Consider the following 26,579-nt stretch of genomic DNA (forward strand, 5'->3'; position numbering starts at 1 on the left):
ACAGCCCCACCGCAAAGCATCACCGCAACGGCGCCAGCGTTTGCCAGTCCGAAGCGCGTTCCATCTGCGCGGCCAACCTGAGCACAAGCGCGTCTTCGGCAAAGCGCCCCACCAATTGCACCCCGATCGGCAATCCTTCGGGGGTCTGGTGCACCGGCAAGACCATCGCCGGCTGGCCCGAGGCGTTGAACGCCGCGGTGAACGGGCTGATCTCGAACAGCTTTTCAAGAAACCCGTCAAGATCGTCGTGATCCATCCGCAGCACCCCGTGAACCGGCGCCGGGCCGTTGCTGGCCGGGGTCAATAGAATGTCGAACCGCTCGAAATATCCGGCCAACTGGCGGACATGCCGGTTGATCTCCGCCGCGCGAGACAGATGCTCGCCCAGCGAGGTACGCTGCGAGAACCAGATCGCTTCACGGGTCATCGGCTCGAACCCGTGCAGATTGGCGTCGCTCCCCATCGGCATCCCCGCGAAGAGCCCCGCAAGCGACCCCATCAGCAGTCGGATCATCGCCTTGGTCAGCGCCTCGCTGTCGAAATCGGGGCGTTGCTCCTGCACGTCATGGCCAAGATCGGCCAGAAGCCGCGCCGTGCGCTCGACCGCGGCGCGGCTTTCGGGATGCACGGCACCGCCGTCGAACCGGGTGGTGACAAACCCGATCCGCAACCCCTCGGGCGGGCGCTCGATCAATGTCTCGAACGGCGTCTCCGGGCGCGGTGTGAAATAGGGGCACCCGGCATCCGGCCCGGCGGTGATATCGAGAATCGCGGCTGTGTCGCGCACCGTGCGCGTGACCGCGTTCTCGTGGCTCAGCCCGTTGTTGGGATCGCCGCGATGCGGGCCGAACGCATTCAATCCGCGCGTCGGCTTCAGCCCCACCAACCCGTTGAAAGCCGCCGGAATCCGGATCGACCCGGCGCTGTCGGTGGCATGGGCCGCGGGCAGCATCCCCGACGCCACCGCCGCCCCCGCCCCACCGCTCGACCCGCCGGCCCCGTGATCGGGGTTCCACGGGTTGCGGGTGATGCCGTAGGCCGCGCTTTCCGTCGCCACCGACAGGCCGAATTCCGGCGAGGCCGTGCGCCCCAGCAGACCGAACCCCGCCGCCCGCAACCGGGCAACCGTGGTTGAATCGAAATCGAACACCGTGCCCTTGAACCGCTCCGACCCGTTCGAAAGCGGCATGCCGCGAACCGGCGCGTGCAGATCCTTGATCAGGTAGGGCATCCCGGCAAACCGCTCCGTGGCACTGTCATCCAGCGCGTCCAGCGCCTCCTCGAACCGGGTCAGGATGACCGCGTTGAGGCCGGGATTCAGGGCCTCGATCTCGCGGATGGCGGTTTGCAGGATCTCGCGCCGCGACACCGCGCCAGAGGCTGCCAGATCGGCCAGCCCGACAAGATCACGGGCGCGCCATTCATTCGTGGAAAGCATGTCAGGAGTCCTTTCTTGGCGATCCGCCAGCAACGATGTTGAGAATACGCGCGTCTTCGTCGCTCACCGAGACGAAGGCATGGGCCATGACCGCGTCATAATGCACGCTGTCCCCGGCTTCGAGCCGGATCGGCGCGTAGAGATCCGTATGCAGCTCCACCGCGCCCGACACGACATGAACGAGTTCCTCGCCCGCGTGGCGGATCGGCGCCTCGAACGCGCCCGGGTCGCGCGCCACCACCGTGACAAGCGTGGCGTCGATCAGCGCATCCTTGAGCCGCGTGGTGATCGGCTCATAGACATAAGGCCCGGCATCCAGCGGCACCGCCTCGCTGCCGCGCATCACGGCCATGCGCCCGCTAAGGGCGGGTTTGGGCACCGGGGCGGACGCATGTTCGAACAACGAAACGATATCAGTCCCAAGCCCCTGGGCAAGCTTCAGCATCACGTCATAGGTCGGCGACAGGTGCGAATTCTCGATCTTTGAAATCGTCGAAACCGCCAGCCCGCAGGAATCGGATACCTGTTGCAGGGTGAGACCCTGCGCACGGCGCAGACGTTGCACACGCATCCCGAATGCGGCGCGGCGAAGCATTGCCGGATCTTCGGCCTCTGGTTCACTCATTGATTTTCCTATAAGAAAGTTTCTTGACAATTTTCCTATCGTAAAACCATGCTAAGCGCAAGGAGGCCCCATGGTCTGGATCGTTCTGCTTGTCGTGGCGTTGGCCGCCATCCTGTCTGGGGTGGCGATCAGCTATGTCGCGGGGGCGGCGGCGGTCATGGCCTTCGTGCTGACCGATCATGCCGCCTATCTCGGCATCCTGCCGCAACGGATCTTCAGCCAGATCGACGTGTTCACCTTTCTCGCCATGCCGCTCTTCATCCTCGCCGGTGACGCGATGACGCGCGGCGGGGTCACGCGGGTGCTGATCGACCTCGCAATGCTGATCGTCGGGCGGTTCAAGGGCGGGCTGGGCTATGTCAACATCTCGTCCAGCGTTTTCCTCGCGGGCATATCGGGCTCGGCGGTGGCGGACGCGGCGGCCACGACCAACACGCTGGTTCCCGCAATGAAGGAACAGGGATACCGGGCCGATTTCGCCGCCGCGCTGACCGCGGCCAGTTGCGTGATCGGCCCGATCATCCCGCCCAGCATCGTGATGATCTTCTACGGCGCGCTGATGAACGTCTCGGTCGCGGCGCTCTTCGCGGGTGGCATCGTGCCGGGCCTGCTGATGGCGGTGTTCCTGTTTGCCTACAATTTCTGGATCGCCCGGCGCGACGACCATCCCGGCGGCGTGGCCCCGGTCGGCGCGGCGCTTGCGACGATCCTGCGCGCGCTGCCCGCACTGGCGATTCCCGTGACGATCGTGGCGGGCATCGTGTTCGGCGTCGTCACACCGACCGAAGCGGCGGGCATCGCTGTGGCGATTACCGTCGTGCTGGTCTTCGCCTATGCGCTGGTCGATCGCGGCGGTATCGGCGCGGCGCTCAGAACGACTGCAACGCTGACCTCGGCGTCCGTCGAACGAACCGTGATGCTGACCGGGTCGATCTTCATGATCCTCTTCGCGGCGGCGGTGTTCGGCTATCTCATGGGCATCCTGCGCGTGCCCGAACAGATTGCCGCGATGGTGCAGAATGCCGGGTTGACCAGCGCCGCCTACCTGCTGCTGGCCAGCGCGGTGATGTTCCTTGCGGGCATGGTCATGGACGTCACCATGGCGCTGGTTCTGCTGGTTCCGGTGCTGATCCCGGCGGCAATCGCGGGCGGGGCCGACCCGGTCCATGTCGGCGTTGTGTCCTGTCTCAACCTGACGCTGGGCCTCATCTCGCCACCCTTCGGCGGCTGCCTGATGGTGATCTCGGCAGCCAGCGGCGTGAACTACCTGCGGCTCAGCCTCGCCATCCTGCCCTTTCTCGCGGTGCAGGTGGTGCTGCTGATCCTGCTGATCCTCTTGCCTGAACTGACCCTGGCGCTGCCTCGCGCGCTGGGACTTGTCCAATAGAACGACCAACAAGGGAGAAAACAATGAAACGCATGATAGTCACACTGGCCGCCACGCTCATGGCGGCGCCACTCTGGGCCGACGAGATCAAGATCGCCGTCGGCTGCCCGCCGGTTCCGGCCTGCTCCGATTGGGTCTATGCCGAAGACCTCGCCGCCAGCCTGCGCGACGCCGGGCTTGAGGCCACGGTCTTTACCGGCGGCTCGCTGGGCAAGGACCCCGAGATCGTCGACCAGTTGAGCCAGGGCCTGCTGCAAGTCGGCCTGACGAATTTCGTCATGATCAACGAGGTGGACGACACGATCCTCGGCTTCCTCGCGCCCTACATGTTCGACGACATGGAACATTTCTTTCGCGCCACCCAGGACACGCAAAGCGAGTTGATGGACGGCATCCGCGCGTCGATGCAGGCGCAGGGCATCCGCATCGCGGGCCTGCCCGGGCTTGGCGGCACGATGGGGGTATTCAACGCGAAAACCCCGATCACCTCGGTCGAGGACATGGCAGACCTGCGGCTACGCGCCATCGACGCCACGCAGATCGAGCTCTTCAAGCAATGGGGTGTGCAGGGCGTCGTGGTGGACATGCCGGAGTTTTCGGGCGCCGTGCAGCAGGGCATCGTCGACGGCTATTTCAACCCGCCCGTCGTCGCGCTGATCTTTCGCCATACCGAGTTTCTCAAGCACTACACCGACCTCGGCGCGGGCACCCCGTTCCGCTCGGCCCTGATGTCGGCCGACTGGTATGACGGTCTCGACGACGACACCCGCGCAACGGTGGACGCGGCGGTCGACGCGGCCAACGCCAACAACCGCGCCTGGACCGCCAAGGCCGCCGAGGGCGAGATCGAGGGGCTGAGAAAGGCCGGCGTGACCGTCTCAGAACTGGACGACGGCGCGCTCGACGACTTCAAGGCCCGCAGCCAGGCCGCCTGGGACGTGCTGATGCCCGAAGGCGAGATCGACGCCTTCCGCGCCCTCGCCGCCGAGACCCGCGAATGACAGCCCACGTCATCAGGGCAAGCGCGCTCGTCGATCGCGCTTGCCTTTTCCTTGCAAAACTGGCGCTCGGGGCGATGGTGGTCGCGGTCCTGTTCCAGATCTGGGCGCGCTACGGGCTCGACCATCCGTTCAGCTGGACCGAGGAACTGGCCCGCTACCTGATGATCTGGGCCGGGCTGCTGGGTGCGACCTGCGCCTTCAAGAGGCGGCTCGACCCGGTGGTCGTTACCGTGCCCGACGACGCGCCCGCGCTGCGCCGCCGCCTGTCGCTTGTCTTCCTGTTCGTCACCGTGGTGATCTTTCTCGCCCCGGTGCTCTATTACGTATTCTTCGGCCCCGGCATGAATATCGAGCGCGGGTTTCTCTGGCGCAGCAGCAACCGCATCTCGCCGGGTCTCAACCTCAACATGGCCGTGGTCGGCAGCGTCATTCCCGTCACCTGCGTCGTGATCTTCCTGCACCTCGCCGCCCGCATTGCCGAAACCGGACGTCGCACATGACCGCACCCCGCATCTTCACCGCCGCCGAGATCACCACCCGCATCGGCGTCGCGGACCTCCTGCAACCGTTGCGCCGCGCGATGATCGCGGTCTCCCAAGGCCACGCGCTGCACCCGCCGCGCCTCGCCGTGCCGGTCAATCCCAACGGGCGGATGGGCGTCATGTATGGTGCGCTTTCCGACCCGCCGGTGCACGGCGCCAAGATCCTGAGCCTTTATCCCGGCGCCCCCGCGATGGGCCTGTCCAGCCACCAGGGCTATGTCCTGCTCTTTGACAGCACCGATGGCCGACCGCTGGCGATATTCGATGCCGACGGGCTGACCGCGATGCGCACCGCCACGGTCACCATGCTGGCGACACAGGCGCTGGCCCGCCCCGACCCGGGCGTGATGACGATCTGCGGCGCGGGCGAGCAGGCCGAATGGCACCTGCGCGCCTGTCTCGCCTGTTTCCCGAACGCGCATCTGCGGCTCTGGGCCCGCGACCCCGCCAAGGCCCGCGCGCTGCGTGCCGAATTCGCCGCCGATGCCGACCGGATCGAACTGGTCGAGGATCTGGCCGCCGCCCTCTCCGGCGCCGATGTGATCCACACGGTCACCTCGGCCCGCACACCCTTCCTGCCCGGTGCCCTGCTCGAGCCGGGCCAGCACGTCAACCTCGTCGGCGCCAGCCTCGCCGACAGCCGCGAAGTCGACGACGCCGCGGTTGCCCGGCTGCGCATGTTCACCGATTCCCGCGAAAGCGCCAGCCGCGAAGCCGGCGAGATCCTCGGCGCGCAAGAGGCCGGCGTCGTGGATCAGGATTACCCCGTGACCGAGCTTGGCGCCATCCTCGCAGGCGACGCGGGCGGGCGGCGATCACGGGACGAGATCACCGCCTACAAGTCCCACGGCCTCATTGTCCAGGACCTCGCCACCGCCGCCGCGATCCTCGCGATGTGAGGGCTGACGTTGCGAGGTGAGGGCAAGTCCAACCAAAGGGCATGCGGCCCCGGCGGAATGCAGTCAACGGCGAGAGCATCGTCCAATCAGCAGTGATGCGGAGAGAGCATCAATTGCCAAGGACCGCCACAAGGCTAGTCGACACTCCCAGCCCGGCCCGGACCTTCATGCAAAGCCCCCGAAATCGGGCTGGCGGTCACGCTGGAGACCGTATCAGCGCCTGCCATATCCTCTGTCTGTCATCAGGTGTGTGTCGAGCGGGCCCGGGTGGCGCTATTCGTTCGGTATCACGTCTTTGTCGAGTCGGCGGCGAAACAGTTTCTCATAGGCCTTGGGTCGGAATGTGTAGCTGAATTGTGACCAGAGGGTGCGATCAATCTCATCCGTCACCACGCCAAGGGGGCTGTCACATGGTCCCGGGACATAATGAGTGCCGAATGCCCAATCCCACAGGCCGAAGATGGTTGCGAAGTTGCGACCATAGGCCTCCTCGTTCGCGGAATGGTGCCAGCGGTGCATCGCGGGCGATACGAAAAGGATGTTCCACTTGCCATAGGTCCAAGGCAGATCGGCGTGGATGAAAAACCCGTAGTAATGACGCACGAGCGAGTTGGCGACGACAGCATAAGGCGGCAGGCCAAGGATCAGAAGCGCGCTGGAATCGATGGCAAAGGTGGTCAGACGGTTAATCGGATGGAATCGCTCCAACGACAACCATGTCATCTCGGTATCGGAATGGTGCACCGCGTGGGAAGGCCACAAGAACGAATTGTGTTCGAACCGATGACGCCAGTAGCCGACAAAATCCCCGACCACGAGAGCTATGAGAAACACCCCCCAAACCGGAAAGCCGTTCCAGTCTGAGGGCGAATAGAGGACCAGCCCGGTAGAGTGCCAGAAGTTGGACAGGAACGTCGAGGCAAGCACGATGACAGGCAGTGTAAAGACAAGATTGAACAGCATGATCTGGATGTTCAATCCAGTCTCGGGCAGGGCGCGGTGGATGTCTTCGAACAACGTTTTGCGCTTTACCAGATAGCCCAGGCATAGGAAGAATACCGCCGGGGCCAGCATTCCCGAGCCGGCGGTCAAGACCGCATCCCAAGATTGCAAAAGGAAAACCGTCAGCCAATCCATGTTTGCCACCTATCGTTTTCAAACGCCTCTCAAGATGCTTGGCATCGAAATGCGACTTAACTTTGATGAGGCGCGGGAACAATTGCGGCGAAGACATACGGTATTGGCCCGCGCTGGCCTCGGGGGCGGAACGTTGTCGTGCAGATCGAAAACCCGAATTCGGTGCATGGGCAGGCCGGTGTCCAAAGCGGCGCCGCTCATGTTGGCGCTTGCGGCGAACTTGCGGAATCCACCCCTATCTGCAGGACCTACGCGAACGGCCCAGAGCATGCGTAATTGGGCTGCCCCTATTCAGAGGTCGAGCTCCCGTTAAAATCACAGTCAGACTACGAACAAGGGAGATGAATAATGGAATATTTTGCCGGTTTGGATGTGTCGCTGCGCTCATGCGCCAGCTGTGTCGTTGATGCCAAAGGCAAGGTGATGCTCGAGAGGGAAATACCCTGTGAAGTCGGCGATATCGCCGATTACTTGAACAGTTTCGACCATCCGATCGAGCGCATTGGTTTTGAGGCTGGCACGCTGAGCCAGCATCTCTTTTATGGTTTGACCAGGGAGGGTTTTGATGTTGTCTGCATGGAAGCCAGCCAAGTGAACGCTGCACTTTCAGCGATGCGTAACAAGACCGACAAGAACGACGCGCGTGGGATTGCCCATGTTCTGCGCACCGGCTGGTTCAGCCCGGTCCGCATGAAGAGCCGGGATGGCACCGAGTTCCGCCCGGCAGAGATGGGGGGGGCATGGCATGATCTGATACGCCACCCACCAAAACCGAACGGGGTCGTCCCTCACCGGACGAGGTCTGTGGAAGAAACCGAAGATGGCTGCTGCGCAACCTGAAGCGCGTCTCAGAGCAAGGCTCTCCACTGCCAATCCGACGCATGCGTGCAGCGATGCCAGATGGCATCAACCAGACTGCGAAGAGAAGCGTGACCCGGATGAGCGACAATGGCCCAGAAGCAAGACGGAAAACGAGCTTGACCCAAACGCCCGATTAGAGGAGCGGCCATCGGTGTACCTTGATCTTGAGCGTGATGCGGACAGGCAGATCCTGACCGAGCCGGATCTTTATCTGGACGAACAGGTCGGCAAACTTGTCATCCTAGACGAGGTGCAGCAGATGCCGGGCCTGTTCAAAAGCCTGCGCGGCCAGATTGACCGCCGCAGGCGCAATGGGTTTCGAACAGGCCAGTTCCTGGAACAATCAGGCGAGCATGAACTGGCGTCTGGACTTCCTGCGCACCTATCTGGAACGGGACATCCCTGCCCTTGGACGGCGCATTCCGGCAACGACCCTGCGGCGGTTCTGGTCCATGCTTGCACATGTGCAAGGCGGCCTGTTGAATGCTGCCGCCCTTGCCGAAGGGCTCGGTGTTTCGGGCCAAACCGTCGGCCGCTATCTCGATCTGCTCGTCGATCTCATGCTGGTACGGCGCTTGCAGCCTTGGCACGAGAATGTCGGCAAACGTCTCGTCAAGTCGCCTAAGGTTTATGTCAGGGACAGAGGGGTTGTTCATGCCCTTATGGGCATCGATGCCACCGAAGGGCTCCTTGGGCACCCAATGGTCGGGGGCAGTTGGGAGGGTTTCTGCATTGAGGCCCTTCTTGCAGCAGCCCCAACCGGCACCGAGCCCTTCTTTTCCCGCACCTCCGCCGGTGCCGAACTCGACCTGGCGCTACGCCTGCCCGGAGATGACATCTGGGCGATCGAGATCAAACGCACCACCGCGCCAAAGGTGTCGGGAGGATTTACACTGGCGCAGCAGACATCAAGGCCAACCGAAAGCTATTGATCTACGCTGGAGAGCATGACGTCCCGGTAACGGAGGACAGTCGTACAATGCCCCTCAAACAAGGGATCGGGCTGCTGAGAGCACTCTAGCGCAGCGCTGGTTCTTCCCGCGGAGCATTTGCATGAGCGTTAGGGACGCAGACAGAGCCAAAGGTAGCTTTGGGGCGCGTTCTTCCTGTTTGCAGGATCACGTGATCAGATGACAGGTGCGCAGGGCCATGTCCAGATGGTGACCCGCATGATGGTGCATGGCCAGTCGCCCCAAGCCGCCAGCGACGCGCCCCGTTGGCGCTTTGTCTCCGGTCGGCGGGTCGCCTTGGGACATGCATCGCATTGCCACACAGGCCTGTACCCTAACTTTTGTTATCACCTGACAGAAAGTACTGACTATTTCTAATCATAGGTTCTGCGTTACCTGCTTTTTATCAGAACAAAACAGACGGGGAGGGTCTGTCATGTCCATTTCTATGAAATCCTGGGTATTCGCTGCGATCGCCGCCACGTTGATCGCCGTGCAGCCTGTATTCGCCGAACCATCCGGCACGTTCCGCCACGGCGAACAGGCCAAGCTGATCACGATGGATCCGCACCAGCATACCGGCGGCGGCGCATCCTATCTCCGGCCAGTCTATGAAACGCTGTTCGACCGCGACCCCGAAGGCGCGATCGTCCCGGTCCTTGCCGAAAGCTATGAGGCCGGTGGAACCGAGATGACGATCCAACTTAAACAGGGGGTCAAGTTTTCCGACGGCAGCGACTTCAATGCTGAAGTGGCGGCCGCCAATATCAACCGCGTGATCGAACTTGGCGTGAACGCGTCGATGAAACTGGCCGACAAGGCCGAGGTAATCGGCGATCACGCGATCAGGATCACGCTGAAAACCCCTGATCCGTCCATCGTGGACGCGCTGACCGGGCCAGCGGGAATGATGGTCAGCATGGCCGGGATGCAGGACAGCGCCCTTGACCGCAATCCCGTCGGCACCGGACCGTACGTCTATTCCGCGCAAGAATCCCGCGAAGGCGAAGTCCGTGTCTACCTGCCCAGCGACACATTTCGCAATCCAGAAGAACAGGGTCTGGAAAGGGTCGAGATCCTCGAGATCCCAGACAACACGGCACGTCTGAACGCGCTCAAGACAGGGCAGATCGACCTTGCCATCTTTCTGTCCAGCCCGCAGGCTGCCATCGTGGACAAGTCACCTGGCATCCAGCTACTCAGGCTGCCGGGCGGCACAACCTACCATCTGTCGATCCTCGACCGCGAAGGCACGCAGGTTCCCGCCTTTGCCGATCCAAGGGTCCGCATGGCGATGAACTACGCCATCAACCGCGAGGCTTTCTCCAAGGCGGTCGAGTTCGGCCTCTCCGTCCCCGCATCGCAGCCCTACACAGACGGGCTGTGGCTGCATGATCCCGCGCTTGCAGGGCGCTACAGCTATGACCTGGAAAAGGCCAAGTCCCTGATGACAGAAGCGGGATATCAGGACGGTTTCGAATTCACGATCCCCTCCATCCCGATCTTCGCTTCCCGCCTCGAGGCTGTCGCCGGCTTTTTCAAAGAGATCAATATCACCATGAACATCCAGACCGTGGAACCCGGCACCCTGGCCCGACGCAGCCGCACAACGGACTTTCCAGCCACGAACCTGGTCTGGAACAACGGCATCGACCCCAAGTTCATGACAACCTATTACGTCGCCGAAGACGCCGTATTCAACCCGTTCAAGATCACCCCGGATCCCGAGCTGATGGCGTTGAGCGACAAGGGTCTCAGCATGTCGGACGAAGCGGATCGCGCGCCGGTCTACTTTGAAATGTTCGAAAAGCTGGCAGAGGAAAGTTATCTCATCTTCATCACCACGACACCGATCCTCTTTGGTGCCTCCGACGCAGTGGTGAACAACGAGACGGTCCAGTATCGTCCGGGGACCGACACGCCATATTTCCGCGGCCTGCGCGTCGACAACTGATCGAGAGAAGGGCCTGACAAATGCTGAGGTTGATCGGGCAGCGATTGCTGGCGATGGTCCCGCTGCTTCTGATCGTCTCTGTCATGACATTCTCGTTCACGGCATTGCTGCCCAGCGACCCCGTGGACCTGATCATCGGGGACCGCGGATCGGAAGAGCAGTACGAAATGGTGCGGGAACGGTTGGGCCTGAACCAGCCGTTCCTGACGCGCTACGCCGACTGGCTCTTGCGTGCAATGACAGGTGATCTTGGCACGTCGTTCTTCAACTCTGTGCAGGTCAAGGATGCGGTGCTACAGCGGATGCCCGCAACCCTGTCGCTGACATTTGGCTCGGTCCTGATTTCCATCACGGTCGGCCTGGCCGCCGGGGTCGCAGCGGGGCTTCGGCCTGGCTCTTGGGTGGACAGAACGGCGACTTTCGGCGCGACCATCGGGCAGGCCATCCCGAACTTCTGGTTCGGGATCATCCTGGCCTCCGTCTTTGCTGTATCGCTGCGGTGGTTTCCCGCGACGGGATACGTGCCGCTTACCGACTCTCCCATGGAGTGGCTGCGCTCAATCACCCTGCCTGCCCTGGCACTTGGCCTGTCGACCAGTGCGGCCATCGCCCGGCAGGTCCGCTCCGCCATGGTCGGTGTCCTTCAGCAGGATTACATCCGCGCGGCGCGCGCACAGGGTCTCTCCTCGCGCCGGGTCGTCCTGAAACATGCGCTCAAGAACGCGTTGGTACCGGTCGTGACCGTGCTGTCGTTTCAGATCACGGTCCTGCTGGGCGGCGCGCTGATCGTCGAACAGGTCTTTGCCATCAACGGGATCGGGTCGCTGGCCATCACCGCGGTCCGTCAACAGGACATCCCGATGATCCAGGGCATCGTCCTGATCCTGGTGCTGGTGGTCATGCTGGTTCAGCTTGCCACCGACATTCTCTATGGCCTCATCAATCCGAAAGCACGCCCCACGTGACCGCCAACGCTGACCCTTCCGCCACGCCGCCACGCGGCCGACTGGGCCCAAACTGGCGCAAACCTTCGTTTCTGGTCATCGTCGTGCCATCGGCACTCATGCTTTTGACGCTGCTGTTCTGTGCTCTTTTCGCAGAATGGGTCACCCCCTACGATCCGCTGCAACAAGACCTCATAAACGCGCTTCAAGGCCCATCGGTCGAGCATTGGCTGGGCACCGACGATCTGGGCCGCGACGTTCTGTCCCGCCTGATCTTCGGCAGCCGGATCGCGGTGATCGCCCCTGCCGAGGCGACCGGCCTCGCGGTGCTGATCGGCGTACCAATCGGTCTGTTCATCGGATTTCGCGGCGGATGGTGGGACTGGGTGGTCATGCGCGTGGTCGAAGCGGTCGTGTCGATCCCCGGCATCATGGTCGCCATCGTCATCATCGCGATCCTCGGCACCGGGCTGCACCGCGCGATGTTCGCCCTGGGCATTCTCTATTCAACGGCCTTCCTCCGCCTGGCCCGGTCGGTCGTCCTGACCGAACGCGAAGAAGTCTACGTGAAATCCGCCCGCGTCATCGGCGCGGGACCAACCCGTATCCTGCTGCGGCACATCTTTCTCAACATCGCGCCCCCGCTGATCGTCCAGGTCACGCTGACCGTCGGCGCGGTGCTTCTGGCAGAGGCGGGTCTCAGCTTTATCGGGATCGGCGTGCAACCACCGCAGGCCAGTTGGGGCACCATGCTGAACTCTGCCGCGTCCTTCATGGAACTCAGCCCCTTCCTTGCCGTCCCGCCAGGGATCGCCATCGTGGCAACCGTTCTGGCGGTGAATCTGCTGGGGGACGTTCTGCGCGATTCCATCGGGCGCGGGGTCCGGGTGCCGTCCACCGGCGCACCGGCGCAGAGAATGTTGGCGGTGCCGCGCAAGGCCACGACACCGATGGCACCGCACCCCGATGATGCGCTGCGGGTCGAGGGCCTCGAAATCATGGTTTCGCCCAAGGGCGAAGCAGAGGTGCCAGTCGTGACCGACATGTCCTTTCGCATCGCGAAAGGAGAGACACTGGGCCTCGTCGGTGAATCCGGCAGCGGCAAGACCGTGACCGGGCTTGGCCTGATGGGCCTGATTGGCACGGGTGTCCGCATCACCAACGGCCGTGTGATGTTGGAAAACACGAACCTGCTGGGCCTTGACCGACGGGATCTGGAAAAGGCACGCGGCAATGATGTGGCCATGGTGTTCCAGGACCCCACCACCAGCCTGAACCCCACCTATACCGTCGGCAACCAGATCGCCGAAGTGCTGCGCATCAAGCAAGGGCTGTCACACCGCGCCGCCCGCGACCGCACGATCGAGCTGATCGACCGGGTCGGTATCCCGCGCCCCGCCCAACAGGCCGACGCCTACCCGCATGAGCTTTCGGGCGGCATGGCGCAGAGGATCGCCATAGCGCGCGCGCTGTCTTGCACCCCCAAACTGTTAATCGCGGATGAACCGACCACAGCGCTTGACGTGACGGTCCAGCAGGAAATCCTGGACCTCTTCCGTGACCTTCAGGATGAATTCGGGATGGCGATGCTCTTCGTCACCCATGACCTCGCCGTCGCGGCGGACATCTGTGACCGCATCGCGGTGATGTACTGTGGCGAGATCGTGGAAACCGCGCCGGTCGATGCGCTCTTTGCCGATCCCCGGCACCCCTACACTGCGGGGCTTTTGTCGGCGATGCCGCATGGCCAGTCGGGCAAGCCCCCTCTGCCCGTCATTCGCGGGTCTGTCCCCGCGCCGGGTCACTGGCCGACTGGCTGTCGCTTTGCCGCGCGCTGCCCCTATGCCATCGACGCCTGTGCGAAGCCGGTCCAGATGACGGGAACCGACCGTCTGGAGCGCTGCACAAGGGCCGATGAACTGTCATTGGAGCCTGCGAAATGAGCGCGCCACTGTTGCAGATCGACGACCTGAGCGTCACCTACTGGGACCGGTCGCTGCTTGGCTTGCGGGCCAACGGTTTCGAGGCGGTGAAGAGGGCTACTCTGACCGTCGATGCGGGCCAGACCCTCGGCCTTGTCGGGGAATCAGGGTCTGGCAAATCCTCCATCGCCAATGCGCTGCTGGGCCTTGTACCGCCTTCCGGCGGCACGATAAATTTCGACGGCCAGGACCTTGCCACCCTGCGCAAGGGGTTTCCCCCCGAGATCCGGCAAAAGATACAAGCGGTGTTCCAGGACCCCTATTCCTCGCTCAACCCGTCGATGACGGTCGAGGAAATCGTAACCGAACCGCTGAAAGTACACACGCGTATGACGCGGGTGGAACGCCACGAAAAGGCGGTCGAGCTGCTGAAACTGGTCAAGCTGCCCGAAACCCACCTGCACCGCTACCCCAACGAATTCTCCGGCGGCCAGCGGCAACGCATCGCCATCGCCACGGCACTTGCACTGCAACCCAGCCTGATCGTGCTGGACGAACCGGTCAGCGCACTGGATGTCTCGACCCAGAACCAGATCATCAACCTCCTTTATGAACGGCGCGACGCGCTTGGTATTTCCTACCTGCTGATCGCCCATGACCTTGCGCTGGTGCATCACATCTCTGACCGGATCGCGGTCATGTACCTGGGCCACATCGTCGAGGAAGGCCCGGCAGACCGCGTATATCATCAGCCCGCGCACCCCTACACGCAGGCCTTGCTCGAAGCGGTGCCGCTGCTTGATCCCGCGCGCCAACGCGCACGGCGGGCAGAAAGGCGGGGTCGGGTCACCACCGACATGCCCCGCCTGTCGGAAAAGGGATGCCCGTTCAGCGGTCGCTGTCCGCACGTCATGGACCGTTGCACAGCCCGGATGCCTCCGGCATTCACGGTTCCGGATGGCGGCACCGCGCGCTGTTTCTTGCTGGATGACGAGCCCAACGAACAAGGCCGGAGCAAAGACTGATGAAATTCCCCTGGCGCGCAAATAGGACAGAGGCCGCCGTCCTTTCCGACAGGATCGAGATCGAGGATGACAGGGGGGGAACGCTGCCCCTGCTCTGCCGCTGGCCAAAGGATCAGCCATTGCGCGGCGCCATAATCTTCTGCCACGGCCTCGGCGGCAGCGCCGACAGCTATGACCTGTGGTCCCGGACCTGGGCGGCAGGCGGCTACCTGGTGATCCATCCCACCTTCCCCGATTCCATCTACCAGGTGGCACGGGAAAACCCGGATATGGGGCTGGATCCCACCGCCGATCTGCGCCTGTGGATGCGCGACCCGGACGCCCGCGCCCAAATGCACAAGATTTTGCACAACCCGGACTATTGGCGCGCCCGAATAGACATCGCGCACCATGTGCTGAACGGACTGGACCCGATCCTGCACAGTATCGACCATGCCGAGGCGGAGCCGCCGCTTGCCATCGCCGGTCATTCCTTTGGGGCCTATACCACGCAACTCCTCGCCGGTGCCGAAATCGACTTGCCCGAGGGGCCCGCCTCCTTTCGCGAACCCCGATTCCGCGCCGCACTTGTCCTCAGCGGCCAGGGCCGCAATCAGCAGGGTCTGCGCGAAGGATCTTGGCGGGGCATGTCGGGGCCGGTGTTGACCGTGACTGGCAAACGGGATGGCGGGGCCATGGGGCAGGACTGGCACTGGAAATGCGAACCCTTCAACCTGGCACCGGCGGGAAACAAATATCTCGCCGTGATCGGCGACGCGGACCACTACCTTGGCGGTTTACGCCAGGATGACACCGTCGTCATGGAACAGTTCAATGCGCTGGCACTGATCACCACCGCCTTTCTCGACAGCCATCTGGCGGGTGCGCAACCAGCGCGGAACTGGCTCAACCTGGTCAAGGACAAAGTGGGCAATTGCGAGGTCATCTTTCGCCGCAAATAGTACTCCAATTACGGGCAGGAATTTGCGTCAAAGGGTATTTATCTACTCTTGCCGATAGAAAGCAGCGGACGGCAATCCTGCAAAGTTCAGCCTTCGGCCATCGCCGAACAGTATTTTGATTGTCCTTATTGAAGGTGATCCCTGACCGGGAATCCGAATGGCCCCGTTGGATACAGCAACTCTTGACGGCATCGCGTTTCTTTGTCGCCAGGTCGAGCAAAGCCCGAACGGCTGCTACATCAGTGATGGCAGGAACAGCGCAATCGCCGGGAATAACACGATCATCAGCACCAACATCAGGTAGGCAAGCCAGAACGGCAGTACCCCCCGGAATATATCATACATCGGCACGTCCTTCGCCACCGCCGAAATGGCAAAGACATTGACCCCGATGGGCGGTGTCACCACGCCAAGCTCGACCATGATGACGACCAGAACACCGAACCAGACCGGATCGAAACCCGCGCTCATCGCGACCGGATAAAAAATCGGGATCGTCAGGATCAGCGCAGGCAGCGCGTTCATGAACATCCCGATGAACACGTAGAACACCAGGATCGCCGCGATGATCTGGTATCGGCCCAGATCGTAGGACAGCACGAAATCCGCAAGCTTCTGGGTCAGGCCGCTGATTGCAATGAACCGGCTGAACACCATGGCGAAAAGGAAGATGACAATGATCGCCGCAGTCAGCCTGAGGGTCTGCGCAATCGTGTTCACCACTGCGGAAAACGTCAGTCGTCCCGTGATCACCCCGATCAACAACGCGCCCGTGACGCCCAGACCCGCCGCCTCGTTCGGGGTGACGAAACCGCCGTAGATGCCACCCAGCACAAGCGCCATCAGCAGAATCACCGGCCAGACCGACCGCGTCGCTGCCCCGCGCTCTTCCCAGGTACTGCGTTCTCCACGGGGGGCAAGTGCGGGGTTCAACACCGCGCGCAGCGTGATCAGCGTGATCAGGATCACCGTGAACAGCAGCCCCGGCAGTATCCCCGCAACAAACAGCTTGCCGATGGATACCTCGGTCAGCATCCCGTAGACGATGAACGCAATCGACGGCGGGATCATCACGCCGATCGTTGCGGCGCAGGCGATGGATGCCGTCGCCAGCTTCATGTCATAGCCGTATTCGCGCATCTGCGGCAGGGCAATGGACCCCATCGAATAAACCCCTGACAGCGTGTCCCCGACAATCGACGACAGCCCCGCACAAGCCACCGTACTGGCAGACGCCAGCCCGCCTGGCAGGTGACCGATCCAGCGATACGCGGCATGGTAAAGGTCTCTGGCAAAACCTGCCGCGACGACGATCAGCCCCATCCAGACGAACAGGGGCACGACGCTCCAGGTCTCATCGCTGATGACGCTGATCGTCGTGGTCTGAAGGCTGGTCAGGCTCGCCTTGGGAGAAATCAGCAACGCCAGCCCGACCAGCGATGCCGCTGCCATACCGACCGCCACATGCACACCGAGAAAGATCAGTCCGAAGCACAGCAGGATGCCCAACACGCCCTGCCCTGTCCTACCCAGATCAAAGGGAAATAGGTCAGGCCGGAATATCCAGCCCAGCGGCGCGGCAGCCAACCCGATCCACACAACCAGCAAAAGAACCGTCCCTACCTGCGCGAGCCTGAGAGACTCGGCTACCGCAAGGATCGCACTGGCACAAAGGGCAAGCGCGAACAAAAGCATTGCCACCGCCGCCGCACCCACAAAGGCCCATTCCGGCAGGCCCAGAACACCCGTCACGATGCTGTTGCGCCACAGATACGCCGCCTGCGTCAACACCTGCCACGCGGTCAGCAGCACGATCCCGAATGCCAGCATCTGCCCACCCGCCACCGTCGGCGCACGCATCCATTCGGGCACCAGCCGCAACAGCACGTCCACCTTGATGTGACTGCCCTCGATCTCGACCGTGCCGAGCGCCGCAAGGGTAATCAGGATCGTCAGCAGCCCCGTCAGCTCAAGACTGCCCGGCACCACGACAGACAGCAGGTTGCGCATCACGACATCGACCATGATCAGCGCGGCCGCGACAGCCAGCGCAATGCCACCCGCCACCATCGCGATCCTGTTGGGCCAGATCAGCCCAGCCCGCAGACCATGGGCGATCTTGTCCAGCCCGGCAAAGTGTTCCGCCCCAGGAGCCGTTTCGGTCGTATTGTCCACGTTTCAAATCCTGAATATGGAGTGCCGCCGGCGGCCTGGGCCTACCGGCGGCGTTGCCTGCATGAGTACCGATCAGTTCCGCGAATACAAAACCATCAGCCTTTCCGCCTCGTCCAGCAGTTCCTGCCCGTTCAGGCCGGCGGCATTCGCCTTCTCAACCCAAGCCGCCCACTGTGGCCGCATGGTTTCCGTCAGCGCGGCTTGATCCTCCGCACTGAGGGTAAAAATGTTCTCGGGCGAGACATTCGCCGTCGCCGTTGCCGCACTGTCGGTGGTGTTATAAAAGAAATAGACTGGGTTCAGGTCAGAGATATGGGCCTGCTCCTGCGGCGTCAGCTCAGCCCAGGTATCCTTGTTCATCACGGTCGAATAGGTTCCCGGATTGAGGTTCAGCAAGAGGTGGTAATCCGTGACCTCGTTCAGCTTGAAATTGTTGACCCAACCCCAGGCGGAAAGAACTCCGTCGATCGTCCCGCGTTGCATCCCCAGATAGGCGTCAGAGCCTACCATCACCGACGTGCTGGCGCCCAGTTCTTCCAGCACCTTCACACCGGCGGGGTCTTGCGCCCCGAAAACCTTGCCCTTCATGTCGCCAAGGTTCCGGATCGGCTCCGCAGTATGCAGGTGCGATCCCATCGCGACAAATGTGGCAATCTCGACCACATTGTCCTCTTCGGTGAAAAGTTCACCCAACTCCGGGTACTGATCCCGCATCCGCCAATAAACCGTCGTCGCGATTGTTTGGTTCGGTGACAGTCCCGGTAGGCTGAACAGTTCCATCTGAGGAAACTTGCCTTGCAGGACCGGATGCCAGACAAAACCGATATCCAGCAGACCCGCGCCGGTCGACTGCAACCAATCCTTGAATTGGGTAACGGAGTTCGGTGGAAAAAACGCGAACTCGGCACGGTCGTTCATGATCTCGTCCAGGTGCGCGGCGAACCGGCGGTCCATGTCGTTCCACGATGTGCCGTCCGGCGATGCGAATTGCATCTTCAATTCGATGTCTTGCGCCTGAACGGCCACCGGTGCCTGTAGCGCGGCAATGGCCGCACATGCGCCAACGAATATATTCCTGAGTCTCATTATCGCTCCTCCCTATTGCGATACGGTTGCCGGCACTGCGTCCATCATGGATCGGATGGCCCGCGCCGGCGCCGCATATCGTTCTGCCTTACTGTTTAAGACTGCAGAAGGATTACCAATATTTATTTCTTTTAATGTTTTCGTTAATCATTTCTTACGTCGCTGCCGTGATCCTCTGCCATTCGTTCAGTGAGCGCTCCAGTTCCTGAAGGAAGTAACTGTAAAGCGTCTTCGACGGTTTGTTCAGTGGCAACCGCGACGGATGGACAAAGTCGAGCTCGAGGTGAAGTTGCGGCTCCACAATGGGGTTCACGGTCAACAGCTCGTTGCCCAACTCATGCAGACCAATCCAATATGGCAGGATCGTGGACCAGTCGGTCTGGCTGAGAAATTCCAGCCCGGCCGCCAGGCTGGCGATGGAAATCGTGCGGTCCACATCAATGTCGCCGTGGCGGATCGAATCCAGGATCTTTGGCCGCAGGCTGTTGGTGGCCGACGGCAGCGTCAGCTTGAGCGGTCCCACCTCATCAAGGCGCAGCGGTTTCATCCGGTGAAAGCCCCGCCGCGCACCCGAGATCAGCGCAACGGGATAGCGCCCCATTGGCGTGTCCGTCAAACCCAGCCGAGTTTCGGCCAATTGCCCGACATAAAAATCCAACGCCCCGCTCGACGTGCCGTCAATCAGGTCGTCCGCCGTCCCGCTTCCGATGGAAATGTCCACCTTGGGGAATTCCCGCGTAAACCGGGCCAGGGCTTGCGGCAGAATGCACTTTGCCAGCCCCGGCGCGAACCCCGCAGAAATCGAACCGGTAACAGCGGCGTCGAAATCCTCCAGATCGATTCTGGCATCCGACACTGCGCGCAGGATATCAAGACAGCTTTCGTAGAACCGTTTGCCTGCAGGGGTCGGCACGACACCGCGCCGAGTACGTTCCAGCAGGGTCGTGCCCAGCCGCTTTTCCAGCGCGCTCATCTGCTGGCTCACGCCGGACGCCGTGCAATGCAACCGCTGCGCCGCCGCACTAAGCGACCCTTCCTCGCACGCGGCGACATAGTATCTTACCTGTCTCAGATCCATCCTCTGGGCCTGCCTTTACCAAATCCGATAACTGCTATTAGAATACTTAACTTTTCCGAACATCATGACCATCGCTAAACCCCGATGCAAGTGTTCGCCACAAGAAGAAAGGCCTCAAAATGACGCCTGATGAAAGGTACGAACTGGTCCGAGCCATGGGCGCGCGGGACACCTGGTGGGCACGTACGCCAGAGCAAGCTATCATGCCCGATCAACAGATCATCGACGCGCATATCCACTTCTGGCATCCGGCAGAGGTGCCCGACCCTGCCACCCTGGACCGCAAGTTGCACACCAGTAGGTTCATGAACAACGAATTTGCCCGGATCACCGGGGGCCATCAGGTTGCGGGGCTTGTCTATATCGAATGTGGGTCGGGCATCAGCGGCAAGGGCGATCCCCGGTTCGCGCCCGTGGGGGAAACCTGGTTTGCCGCCGAACTGGCCCGCGAAATGCGCAGCCGCCGCCAGCCACCCATTCTGGCCATCGCCCCTTTCGCCGACCTGCGCGCCCCCCACCTTCAGGAACTGCTCGACGCGCACGAACAGGCGGGGGGCGGACTCGTCCGCGCAATCCGCCAAAGCGGCGCCTGGATGAAAAAACCCGAAGGCCGCCTGCTGGCGGGCGCGGCGGCCCCCACGCTGTACCACGACCCCGCCTTTCAACAGGGGCTGGCAACCCTTGGCGAACGTGGCCTGCCCTTCGAGGCGTTCCAGTTCCACGACCAATTGCCCAATCTGGTCACGCTGGCACGGCAGACACCCGGCACGACGATCATCGTCAACCATCTTGGCGCGCCCATAGGTTATGGGCGCGGCGACAAGGATGACAGTAGGGTACTGGCAAACTGGACCCATAATGTGACCCAGCTTGCCGACCTGCCGAATGTCGTGATGAAACTGGGGGGGCTGGCGTCGCCGGTCACCGAATACGACGCCGCCCGATCCGAACGCCCTCCCGGTTCCGACACCTTTGTAGCACAGCGCGGGGCCTATTTCACAGCCGCCATCGACGCATTCGGCCCGGATCGCTGCATGTTCGAAAGCAACTTTCCGGTGGACAGCGTCTCGATCTCCTACGGTGTCCTGTGGAACGCCTACAAGAAGATCGCCAGCCGCTATTCTCAGACAGAGGCTGAGACGCTGCTGGCCGGAACCGCGCGCCGGATCTACGCGCTGGGCAACTGACCCGGCATCCTGCAATAGGGGAAACCCAGATTTTCCGGAACGTGAAAGCGCACGTTTGTCACCCCTCGTTGGTTCGCGCGGTCCATGTCCTCGCCGCGCGCAACATCGCTTCGCGCAGGTCGGCGATTTCTGGCATCTGCCGCAACTCCGCCGTGGTCGCGAAACCGATACGGATCGACGAAAGCTCCAGGTTCGCCACATCCAGCACCTTGAAGTCGCGCGCGTGGGAATGTTCGTTCAGGGCCACCCGAGGCACGCAGGTCAGCATCCCCAGCGCCAGCGCCAGGTTGATCAACCCGTTAGGGTCTGCCGACACTTCAACCGCAGCTGTCAAACCCGCAGCACCGGTACTGCGCATCGCTGATTCCAACACGATCCGGTTGTTCGATTCCCGCGACGGCATCGCCCAGGGCCAGCCGACCAGATCCCGCGCCCTGGGGGTCTCCAGCCCGGCAACCGGATGATCCACCGGACAGATCAATATCAGGTCCGTATCCAGCAAGGGATCATATGTCAGCAGACGCGCGATCCGCGGTGGCACCTGGTCCCAGTCCAACCGCCCGACATAACAATCCAGTTCGCCTTCGCTCAGCGCCTCGACCATGTCGCCCACCAACCCCGTCTTGAGCTGGAACCGCGTTTTTGAACGACCCACCTCCAACAGGCGCAGCGCCTCGGGGATGATGTTGTACATCAATGCCGAATTGGTCCCGATCCGCAGCGAAAGCGTCTGCCCGGCATCCAGTTCGCGCACAAGCTGATCCAGCGTGGCAAGCCCGGACCGCGACCGCCGCAGCGCCAGCAGGCCGGTTTCCGTCAATACCACCCCCCGCACAGAGCGATCCACCAGCGGCACCCCCATGGCGAACTCCAGATCTTTCAGCATCTGCGACACCGCCGGCTGCGTCAGATTCAGCGCAGACGCAGCGGACCGCAGTGATCCATGCTCATCAATCAACTGCAACAGCCGCAGATGCCGCAAACGCAGTCTTTCGTAGTGAAGCGGGGAGTGTGCCATCAGCAAAACTTATCATATTCCAAGAAAGATCAGAGTATCTCTTTCATTGGTAAGTGAATAGCCTCTCCTGACATTCGCGGCAATGTGAACTCTGGGAGGGGCCATGAAACGCGCAAACGCCATATCAGGCATCTTTCTGTGCGTGTTTTCTATCGTGATGCTGGGCATGGTCATACCGACTCAGATCAATGCTGGTCCATCCGGCATGATGTCTCCCCGGCTGGTGCCGAACATGATGATGATCGGCATCCTTTTGCTGTCCCTGCCCCTGGTGATCCGTGGCCTGCGCAAGACGCCCGAATACGATGCGCAGGATACCGCATCGCCCATCTCGCGCGCCGAAATGCTGGCGCTTTTGCGGATATCCGGCGTTTTTGCAGCCTCTATCGCGCTCTATGAATTATTTGGGGCGCTGGTGGGCGCATCCTCGCTCGTCATCCTGGCCCTACTCGTGCTGGGTGAACGACGGCCATTGGTGATCGTTGCACTTACCGTCGTGCTTCTGACCGGACTTTGGGCCTTGTTCTACAAGGTTCTCGGCACGGCAATCCTGTGAGGGCGCGATGGAACACCTGATCCTTGGCGTCGGGGATGTGTTCGGCGGCACCACGCTGCTCTGGGTGGCCGTCGGTGTCAGCCTGGGCTACGTGCTGGGTGCCATTCCGGGTCTGGGCAAGGCAATCGGCGTGGCAGTCTCGATTCCTCTGACCTTTTATCTCGAACCCGTCAGCGCGCTGGGTATGCTGATCGGCATCGCCAAGGGCAGCGCCGCGGGCAGTGCCGTTTCCGCCATTCTGCTCAACACGCCGGGCGAACCCTCTTCCGCCCCCACCGCCTTCGACGGTTATCCACTGGCCCGGCAGGGCAAAGGGCAAAAGGCGCTGAAAATGGCTCTCTTCGCCTCTGTCACCGGTGATTTCGTCTCTACCATCATCCTGATCCTACTGGCCGCACCCCTTGCCAGATACGCCCTTCTGATCGGCCCAGTCGAACTCTGCGCGATCCTTGTTTTCTCGCTCGTTTTCATCGGCGGCCTGTCGGGCAATTCACTGACCAAGGGGTTGATCGCCGCCTGTTTCGGCATTTTCTTTGCCACTGTCGGGCTCGAAACGGAAACCTTCGTGGCGCGCCTCACCTTCGGCTATCTTGAACTCGAAGACGGTATTTCCCTCGTGCCCATGGCCATAGGGATGCTGGCGGTTGCCGAGATGGTCGTTCAGGCTGGCAATCTCAACACGCTGGACCGTGAAACAGCAAACCTGCGCGACAGCAGTGATCCAAGGGACCGGACCGTGACACAGGACGAATTGCGCCGATGCGCCCCGGTCATCGCGCGCGGCACCGTCATCGGCACTGCGGTCGGAATCCTGCCGGGCCTTGGTGCCAGCGTCGGATCGTTCCTGTCCTACGGTGAAACGCGCCGCGTCTCTGCCACACCCGCGAAATATGGCACCGGCATGATCGAAGGCGTCGCCGCCGCTGAAAGCGCGGACAATGCAGTTGTCCCCTCCAGCCTGATCCCACTCTTTGCCCTCGGAATCCCGGGCAGCGTGATCGCCGCAATCCTGATCGCCGCCTTCATCCTGCACGGGTTGACCCCCGGCCCGTTGATGTTCCAGCAACAGCCGCGCATGGTGGCGGGCCTTTACGTGTCGATGCTCTGCGCCAGCGCCATCCTGCTGGTGATAGGCCTTCTGGGGCAACGTCTGTTCTCGCAGATCGTGCATGTCCCGCTGCGGCTGGTGATCCCCGGCGTCCTGCTGTTCTGCTGCGTCGGTTCCTTCATGGAAACCGGCAGCGTCTTTTCGATCTACATCATGCTCGGCTTTGCCCTGCTGGGGTTTCTCGCCCGCAAGCTCGACTTCTCCTTTGTCACGTTCCTGATCGGCTTTGTCATCGGGCCCAAGCTGGAACTCAGCTTTCGGCAATCGCTGCAACTGCTGAACCATGACGCCTCTAACCTGCTGGCCCATCCGATCGCCCTGCTCTTTCTGTTCGCCGCCCTCGTGTTTGTCGTCCTGTCCGGACGCGCAACCGCCCGGCGCAGCGGTCAGACACCGCCAACGACCCAAGAAAACTGCAATCCAAAGGGAGGAAACCAACCATGAAATGTCTCGAAAGACGCTCAATCCTTGGCCTTGCCGCCAGTGTCGCGCTCGCCGCGGCGGGACTGCTGCCCGGCATCGCCACGGCGCAGGATTATCCGACGAAACCTGTCACGATGTTGGTGGGCTACGGCGCGGGGGGGCAGACCGACCTTGTCGCGCGCGGTGCGGCACGGGTGCTGGGAACCCAGCTCGGCCAGCCGGTCAACGTGGTCAACAAACCCGGTGCAGGCGGTGCCGTCGCCGCGCGAGAACTGACACAGGCCGCGCCGGACGGATACACCATCCTTTTCCACTCGAATGCCGTTGTGAACGCCGCGCCCTTCATCATGGACCAGGTGAACTTCACCCCCGACGATTTCGAATATGGCGGCATGATCACCGCCTACCAGACCGGCCTGGTCGCCCACATCGACGCACCCTTCGACACGCTCACGGGCTTTATCGACTGGGCCAAGGAGAACCCGAATTTCGCCTATGCCGCCCTCAGCTCTGAAGCGCGGATGTACATGGACACCCTGGCGGATGCCAACGGTCTGGAACCGAACGCCGTTCCAGTACAAAGCGGCGGCGAAATGCTCAACGCATTGCTGGGCAAACAGGTCGTCGTCGCCTTCTCCGGTGGCATCCATTACCGCCACCCCGATGAGCTAAAGACGATCTCGGCCACGACGACCTTCCGCCACCCCTCCGCGCCTGATGTCCTGTCCATCGAAGAGGACGGGTATCCCATCGGCATGGACACACGTACCACGCTGTTCCTGCCCAAGGGCACGCCCCGCGACGTGCTGGAACGCATATCGGACGCACTGTCTGTCGCTGCGGATGATCCCGATTTCAAAAAGGTGACCGACGGCGCGAACATTCCCATCATGTACATGAACCTCGACGAAGCGAGCGAGGAAATGAGGTCCACCTACGAAAAGAACAAGGGCATCCTGACCGACGGTTCCTGATCCCAGGGCAAACAACAAGACCACCGTGGGCCAATGACGGCCCACGGCGCCAACAACAATTTCTCAAACAACAGCAGAGGCCCCATGTTTCAACCACTCAAAGGATTGAAGGTCATCGACCTGAGCCAGGTCCTCGCCGGACCCTATGCGACCTACCAGCTCGCGCTCATGGGCGCCGAAGTCATCAAGATTGAAAAACCGGGCGAAGGTGACTGGACCCGCGTGCTGGGCCCGATCCCGGACATGAGCGCGCGACACATGGGCCTGGGGTACATGACCCAGAACTCAGACAAGAAATCGGTCGCCATCAACCTCAAGACGCCCGAAGGCATCGACCTTATGCGCGGCCTGATCGCCGGGGCTGACATATTTGTCGAAAACTTCAAACCCGGCGTCGCGGAAAGGCTGGGCCTGGGGTTCGACGCGGTGCGCGAAACGCAGGACAGGATCGTCTATTGCTCGATCTCCGCCTATGGCCAGACCGGCCCGCTGCGCGAACGCCCCGCCTACGATCACATCATCCAGGGCATGTGCGGCATCATGAAAACCACTGGGGCCAAGGGCAGCGGCCCGACCAAGGTGGGCGCGCCCTATATCGACTACGCCACGGGCATGAACGCGGCCCTTGGCATCCTCGCCGGTCTGCGCGAGGTAGAGCGCTTGCAAAAGGCCGTGCATATCGACGTGGCGATGCTCGACACGGCGCTGATGATGATGGCCTCCCTTGCAACACAACACCTCTCCGCCGGCTGGCATCCAGGGCAGAACGGCAACGAAGCCTGGAGCGCAAGCCCCTCCTCCGGCGCGTTCGAGACATCGGACGGGATGCTGATGCTCGCCGCGAACAACGACACTCAGTTTCACCTGCTCTGTTCCGCCCTCGACCGCGTGGACCTGTCCTCTGATCCGCTCTACGGGACCGCCGTCGCGCGCGCGGAAAATAGCGGTCACCTGCGCCGCGAGTTGGAAGACATTTTCCTGACAAGATCGGCAGCGGATTGGGAACTGATCTTGGCAGAATGGAAAGTCCCATCCGCGCGCGTTAGAGGCCTGGACGAGGTGCTGGCTGAGGATCACGTCAGATCTCGCGGTATTTTCAGCAGCATGAACATCAAGGGCGATAGGGATCGCGAGGTTTTCGTACCGGGCCTCAGTTTCCTTGCCAACGGCAAAGCTCAATCTCCAGTCAAGCCACCCTGTGAGCTTGGTGCCGATACAAAACAAATGCTGACAGAACTGAATCTCGACCCCGAGGAATTCAGTGAGCTCATTAAGCGCGGCATCATTGGTGTCTGATGCCTTTTGGTGCCAATGTGCCGGATACAATCCATCCGCTGGTCTCAGCTCT

23 protein-coding genes and 1 pseudogene are annotated in these 26,579 nt (G+C 61.9%); 17 read left to right on the forward strand and 7 right to left on the reverse strand.

From position 1 onward, the window contains the following. Nucleotides 1–19: 19 nt before the first annotated feature. Together FLO80_RS11250 and FLO80_RS11255 are read right to left on the reverse strand one after the other, a co-directional pair. A complete protein-coding gene (locus tag FLO80_RS11250) occupies nucleotides 20–1,438 on the reverse strand; it encodes an amidase (protein WP_111368307.1) in 1,419 nt (472 codons plus the stop codon). A 1-nt stretch (nucleotide 1,439) separates the two neighbouring features. Beyond that, nucleotides 1,440–2,063 (reverse strand): helix-turn-helix domain-containing protein, encoded by a 624-nt coding sequence (locus FLO80_RS11255; RefSeq protein ID WP_111368304.1) that lies wholly within the window; start codon nucleotides 2,061–2,063, stop codon nucleotides 1,440–1,442. Between the two features lie 70 nt (nucleotides 2,064–2,133). Here FLO80_RS11255 and FLO80_RS11260 point away from each other — a divergent pair, with 70 nt between their 5' ends. The 4 genes from FLO80_RS11260 to FLO80_RS11275 are packed head-to-tail and all read left to right on the forward strand — an operon-like array spanning nucleotide 2,134 to nucleotide 5,892. After that, nucleotides 2,134–3,450 carry a TRAP transporter large permease gene (locus FLO80_RS11260; RefSeq protein ID WP_111368302.1) on the forward strand — a complete coding sequence of 439 codons (1,317 nt, stop codon included), beginning with the start codon at nucleotides 2,134–2,136 and terminating at the stop codon, nucleotides 3,448–3,450. Nucleotides 3,451–3,473: 23 nt separating this feature from the next. Then, a complete protein-coding gene (locus FLO80_RS11265) occupies nucleotides 3,474–4,451 on the forward strand; it encodes a TRAP transporter substrate-binding protein (protein WP_111368299.1) in 978 nt (325 codons plus the stop codon). Continuing rightward, nucleotides 4,448–4,951 (forward strand): TRAP transporter small permease, encoded by a 504-nt coding sequence (locus FLO80_RS11270; RefSeq protein WP_111368296.1) that lies wholly within the window; start codon nucleotides 4,448–4,450, stop codon nucleotides 4,949–4,951. The genes FLO80_RS11265 and FLO80_RS11270 overlap by 4 nt, the downstream gene beginning before the upstream one ends. Next, the gene (locus FLO80_RS11275) at nucleotides 4,948–5,892 is read left to right on the forward strand and encodes an ornithine cyclodeaminase family protein (protein WP_111368293.1); all 945 of its coding nucleotides are present in this window, start codon (nucleotides 4,948–4,950) and stop codon (nucleotides 5,890–5,892) included. Before FLO80_RS11270 ends, FLO80_RS11275 begins: the two co-directional genes overlap by 4 nt. Before the next feature lie 273 nt (nucleotides 5,893–6,165). Here FLO80_RS11275 and FLO80_RS11280 read toward each other — a convergent pair whose 3' ends face one another. After that, a complete protein-coding gene (locus FLO80_RS11280; protein WP_111368291.1) occupies nucleotides 6,166–7,029 on the reverse strand; it encodes a sterol desaturase family protein in 864 nt (287 codons plus the stop codon). A 348-nt stretch (nucleotides 7,030–7,377) separates the two neighbouring features. On the opposite strand from FLO80_RS11280, the gene FLO80_RS11285 reads away from it, so the two are divergent. The 8 genes and pseudogenes from FLO80_RS11285 (at nucleotide 7,378) to FLO80_RS11320 (ending at nucleotide 15,626) form a co-directional block, all read left to right on the forward strand. Next, entirely contained in the window at nucleotides 7,378–7,869 is a 492-nt protein-coding gene (locus FLO80_RS11285; RefSeq protein ID WP_246156658.1) for an IS110 family transposase, read from the forward strand. Then, nucleotides 7,850–8,188, forward strand: a pseudogene (locus FLO80_RS24420) (hypothetical protein); the annotation flags it as partial. The gene FLO80_RS11285 and the pseudogene FLO80_RS24420, both read left to right, overlap by 20 nt. A 13-nt stretch (nucleotides 8,189–8,201) precedes the next feature. Beyond that, nucleotides 8,202–8,822 carry a DUF4143 domain-containing protein gene (locus tag FLO80_RS23200; protein ID WP_246156659.1) on the forward strand — a complete coding sequence of 207 codons (621 nt, stop codon included), beginning with the start codon at nucleotides 8,202–8,204 and terminating at the stop codon, nucleotides 8,820–8,822. 454 nt (nucleotides 8,823–9,276) lie between these two features. Further along, entirely contained in the window at nucleotides 9,277–10,794 is a 1,518-nt protein-coding gene (locus FLO80_RS11300; protein WP_111368285.1) for an ABC transporter substrate-binding protein, read from the forward strand. A 20-nt stretch (nucleotides 10,795–10,814) separates the two neighbouring features. Then, a complete protein-coding gene (locus FLO80_RS11305) occupies nucleotides 10,815–11,759 on the forward strand; it encodes an ABC transporter permease (RefSeq protein ID WP_111368283.1) in 945 nt (314 codons plus the stop codon). Then, on the forward strand, nucleotides 11,756–13,681 hold the full coding sequence (locus FLO80_RS11310) for a dipeptide/oligopeptide/nickel ABC transporter permease/ATP-binding protein (protein ID WP_111368281.1): 1,926 nt from the start codon (nucleotides 11,756–11,758) through the stop codon (nucleotides 13,679–13,681). The genes FLO80_RS11305 and FLO80_RS11310 overlap by 4 nt, the downstream gene beginning before the upstream one ends. Then, nucleotides 13,678–14,685 carry an oligopeptide/dipeptide ABC transporter ATP-binding protein gene (locus FLO80_RS11315; protein ID WP_111368279.1) on the forward strand — a complete coding sequence of 336 codons (1,008 nt, stop codon included), beginning with the start codon at nucleotides 13,678–13,680 and terminating at the stop codon, nucleotides 14,683–14,685. The genes FLO80_RS11310 and FLO80_RS11315 overlap by 4 nt, the downstream gene beginning before the upstream one ends. Further along, nucleotides 14,685–15,626 (forward strand): alpha/beta hydrolase family protein, encoded by a 942-nt coding sequence (locus FLO80_RS11320; RefSeq protein ID WP_111368277.1) that lies wholly within the window; start codon nucleotides 14,685–14,687, stop codon nucleotides 15,624–15,626. Before FLO80_RS11315 ends, FLO80_RS11320 begins: the two co-directional genes overlap by 1 nt. Before the next feature lie 234 nt (nucleotides 15,627–15,860). Here FLO80_RS11320 and FLO80_RS11325 read toward each other — a convergent pair whose 3' ends face one another. From FLO80_RS11325 to FLO80_RS11335, 3 genes are all read right to left on the reverse strand, one after another. Beyond that, on the reverse strand, nucleotides 15,861–17,801 hold the full coding sequence (locus FLO80_RS11325) for a TRAP transporter large permease (protein WP_111368274.1): 1,941 nt from the start codon (nucleotides 17,799–17,801) through the stop codon (nucleotides 15,861–15,863). A gap of 72 nt (nucleotides 17,802–17,873) precedes the next feature. Further along, entirely contained in the window at nucleotides 17,874–18,887 is a 1,014-nt protein-coding gene (locus tag FLO80_RS11330) for a TRAP transporter substrate-binding protein (RefSeq protein ID WP_111368272.1), read from the reverse strand. A gap of 154 nt (nucleotides 18,888–19,041) precedes the next feature. Continuing rightward, on the reverse strand, nucleotides 19,042–19,965 hold the full coding sequence (locus FLO80_RS11335) for a LysR family transcriptional regulator (RefSeq protein WP_111368270.1): 924 nt from the start codon (nucleotides 19,963–19,965) through the stop codon (nucleotides 19,042–19,044). Between the two features lie 119 nt (nucleotides 19,966–20,084). On the opposite strand from FLO80_RS11335, the gene FLO80_RS11340 reads away from it, so the two are divergent. After that, the gene (locus tag FLO80_RS11340) at nucleotides 20,085–21,152 is read left to right on the forward strand and encodes an amidohydrolase family protein (protein ID WP_111368268.1); all 1,068 of its coding nucleotides are present in this window, start codon (nucleotides 20,085–20,087) and stop codon (nucleotides 21,150–21,152) included. Nucleotides 21,153–21,210: 58 nt separating this feature from the next. On the opposite strand, the gene FLO80_RS11345 is transcribed toward FLO80_RS11340, so the two are convergent. Beyond that, nucleotides 21,211–22,170, reverse strand: coding sequence for a LysR family transcriptional regulator (locus FLO80_RS11345; protein ID WP_111368265.1), 960 nt, complete (start codon nucleotides 22,168–22,170; stop codon nucleotides 21,211–21,213). A gap of 103 nt (nucleotides 22,171–22,273) precedes the next feature. Here FLO80_RS11345 and FLO80_RS11350 point away from each other — a divergent pair, with 103 nt between their 5' ends. The 4 genes from FLO80_RS11350 (at nucleotide 22,274) to FLO80_RS11365 (ending at nucleotide 26,527) form a co-directional block, all read left to right on the forward strand. Further along, nucleotides 22,274–22,726 (forward strand): tripartite tricarboxylate transporter TctB family protein, encoded by a 453-nt coding sequence (locus FLO80_RS11350; RefSeq protein ID WP_111368263.1) that lies wholly within the window; start codon nucleotides 22,274–22,276, stop codon nucleotides 22,724–22,726. Nucleotides 22,727–22,733: 7 nt separating this feature from the next. Beyond that, nucleotides 22,734–24,278, forward strand: a complete 1,545-nt coding sequence (locus FLO80_RS11355) for a tripartite tricarboxylate transporter permease (protein WP_111368260.1) — start codon at nucleotides 22,734–22,736, stop codon at nucleotides 24,276–24,278. Next, nucleotides 24,275–25,231, forward strand: coding sequence for a tripartite tricarboxylate transporter substrate binding protein (locus FLO80_RS11360; RefSeq protein WP_111368258.1), 957 nt, complete (start codon nucleotides 24,275–24,277; stop codon nucleotides 25,229–25,231). Before FLO80_RS11355 ends, FLO80_RS11360 begins: the two co-directional genes overlap by 4 nt. A gap of 105 nt (nucleotides 25,232–25,336) precedes the next feature. Further along, nucleotides 25,337–26,527: a CaiB/BaiF CoA transferase family protein gene (locus tag FLO80_RS11365; protein ID WP_246156660.1), complete on the forward strand. Its 1,191-nt coding sequence runs from the start codon at nucleotides 25,337–25,339 to the stop codon at nucleotides 26,525–26,527. The last annotated feature ends 52 nt before the right edge of the window (nucleotides 26,528–26,579 follow it).

The sequence above is a fragment of the Aquicoccus porphyridii genome (assembly GCF_008369105.1).
Classification (GTDB): Bacteria; Pseudomonadota; Alphaproteobacteria; order Rhodobacterales; family Rhodobacteraceae; genus Aquicoccus; species Aquicoccus porphyridii.

Bases quoted from the DNA above. Each gene is read 5' to 3' on its own strand.
- FLO80_RS11355 (WP_111368260.1), top strand. From the start codon at position 22,734: ATGGAACACCTGATCCTTGGCGTCGGGGATGTGTTCGGCGGCACCACG.
- FLO80_RS11265 (WP_111368299.1), top strand. From the start codon at position 3,474: ATGAAACGCATGATAGTCACACTGGCCGCCACGCTCATGGCGGCGCCA.
- FLO80_RS11335 (WP_111368270.1), bottom strand. From the start codon at position 19,965: ATGGATCTGAGACAGGTAAGATACTATGTCGCCGCGTGCGAGGAAGGG.
- FLO80_RS11270 (WP_111368296.1), top strand. From the start codon at position 4,448: ATGACAGCCCACGTCATCAGGGCAAGCGCGCTCGTCGATCGCGCTTGC.
- FLO80_RS11275 (WP_111368293.1), top strand. From the start codon at position 4,948: ATGACCGCACCCCGCATCTTCACCGCCGCCGAGATCACCACCCGCATC.
- FLO80_RS11285 (WP_246156658.1), top strand. From the start codon at position 7,378: ATGGAATATTTTGCCGGTTTGGATGTGTCGCTGCGCTCATGCGCCAGC.
- FLO80_RS11255 (WP_111368304.1), bottom strand. From the start codon at position 2,063: ATGAGTGAACCAGAGGCCGAAGATCCGGCAATGCTTCGCCGCGCCGCA.
- FLO80_RS11305 (WP_111368283.1), top strand. From the start codon at position 10,815: ATGCTGAGGTTGATCGGGCAGCGATTGCTGGCGATGGTCCCGCTGCTT.
- FLO80_RS23200 (WP_246156659.1), top strand. From the start codon at position 8,202: ATGGGTTTCGAACAGGCCAGTTCCTGGAACAATCAGGCGAGCATGAAC.
- FLO80_RS11280 (WP_111368291.1), bottom strand. From the start codon at position 7,029: ATGGATTGGCTGACGGTTTTCCTTTTGCAATCTTGGGATGCGGTCTTG.
- FLO80_RS11320 (WP_111368277.1), top strand. From the start codon at position 14,685: ATGAAATTCCCCTGGCGCGCAAATAGGACAGAGGCCGCCGTCCTTTCC.
- FLO80_RS11360 (WP_111368258.1), top strand. From the start codon at position 24,275: ATGAAATGTCTCGAAAGACGCTCAATCCTTGGCCTTGCCGCCAGTGTC.
- FLO80_RS11300 (WP_111368285.1), top strand. From the start codon at position 9,277: ATGTCCATTTCTATGAAATCCTGGGTATTCGCTGCGATCGCCGCCACG.
- FLO80_RS11250 (WP_111368307.1), bottom strand. From the start codon at position 1,438: ATGCTTTCCACGAATGAATGGCGCGCCCGTGATCTTGTCGGGCTGGCC.
- FLO80_RS11315 (WP_111368279.1), top strand. From the start codon at position 13,678: ATGAGCGCGCCACTGTTGCAGATCGACGACCTGAGCGTCACCTACTGG.
- FLO80_RS11350 (WP_111368263.1), top strand. From the start codon at position 22,274: ATGAAACGCGCAAACGCCATATCAGGCATCTTTCTGTGCGTGTTTTCT.
- FLO80_RS11260 (WP_111368302.1), top strand. From the start codon at position 2,134: ATGGTCTGGATCGTTCTGCTTGTCGTGGCGTTGGCCGCCATCCTGTCT.
- FLO80_RS11345 (WP_111368265.1), bottom strand. From the start codon at position 22,170: ATGGCACACTCCCCGCTTCACTACGAAAGACTGCGTTTGCGGCATCTG.
- FLO80_RS11330 (WP_111368272.1), bottom strand. From the start codon at position 18,887: ATGAGACTCAGGAATATATTCGTTGGCGCATGTGCGGCCATTGCCGCG.
- FLO80_RS11340 (WP_111368268.1), top strand. From the start codon at position 20,085: ATGACGCCTGATGAAAGGTACGAACTGGTCCGAGCCATGGGCGCGCGG.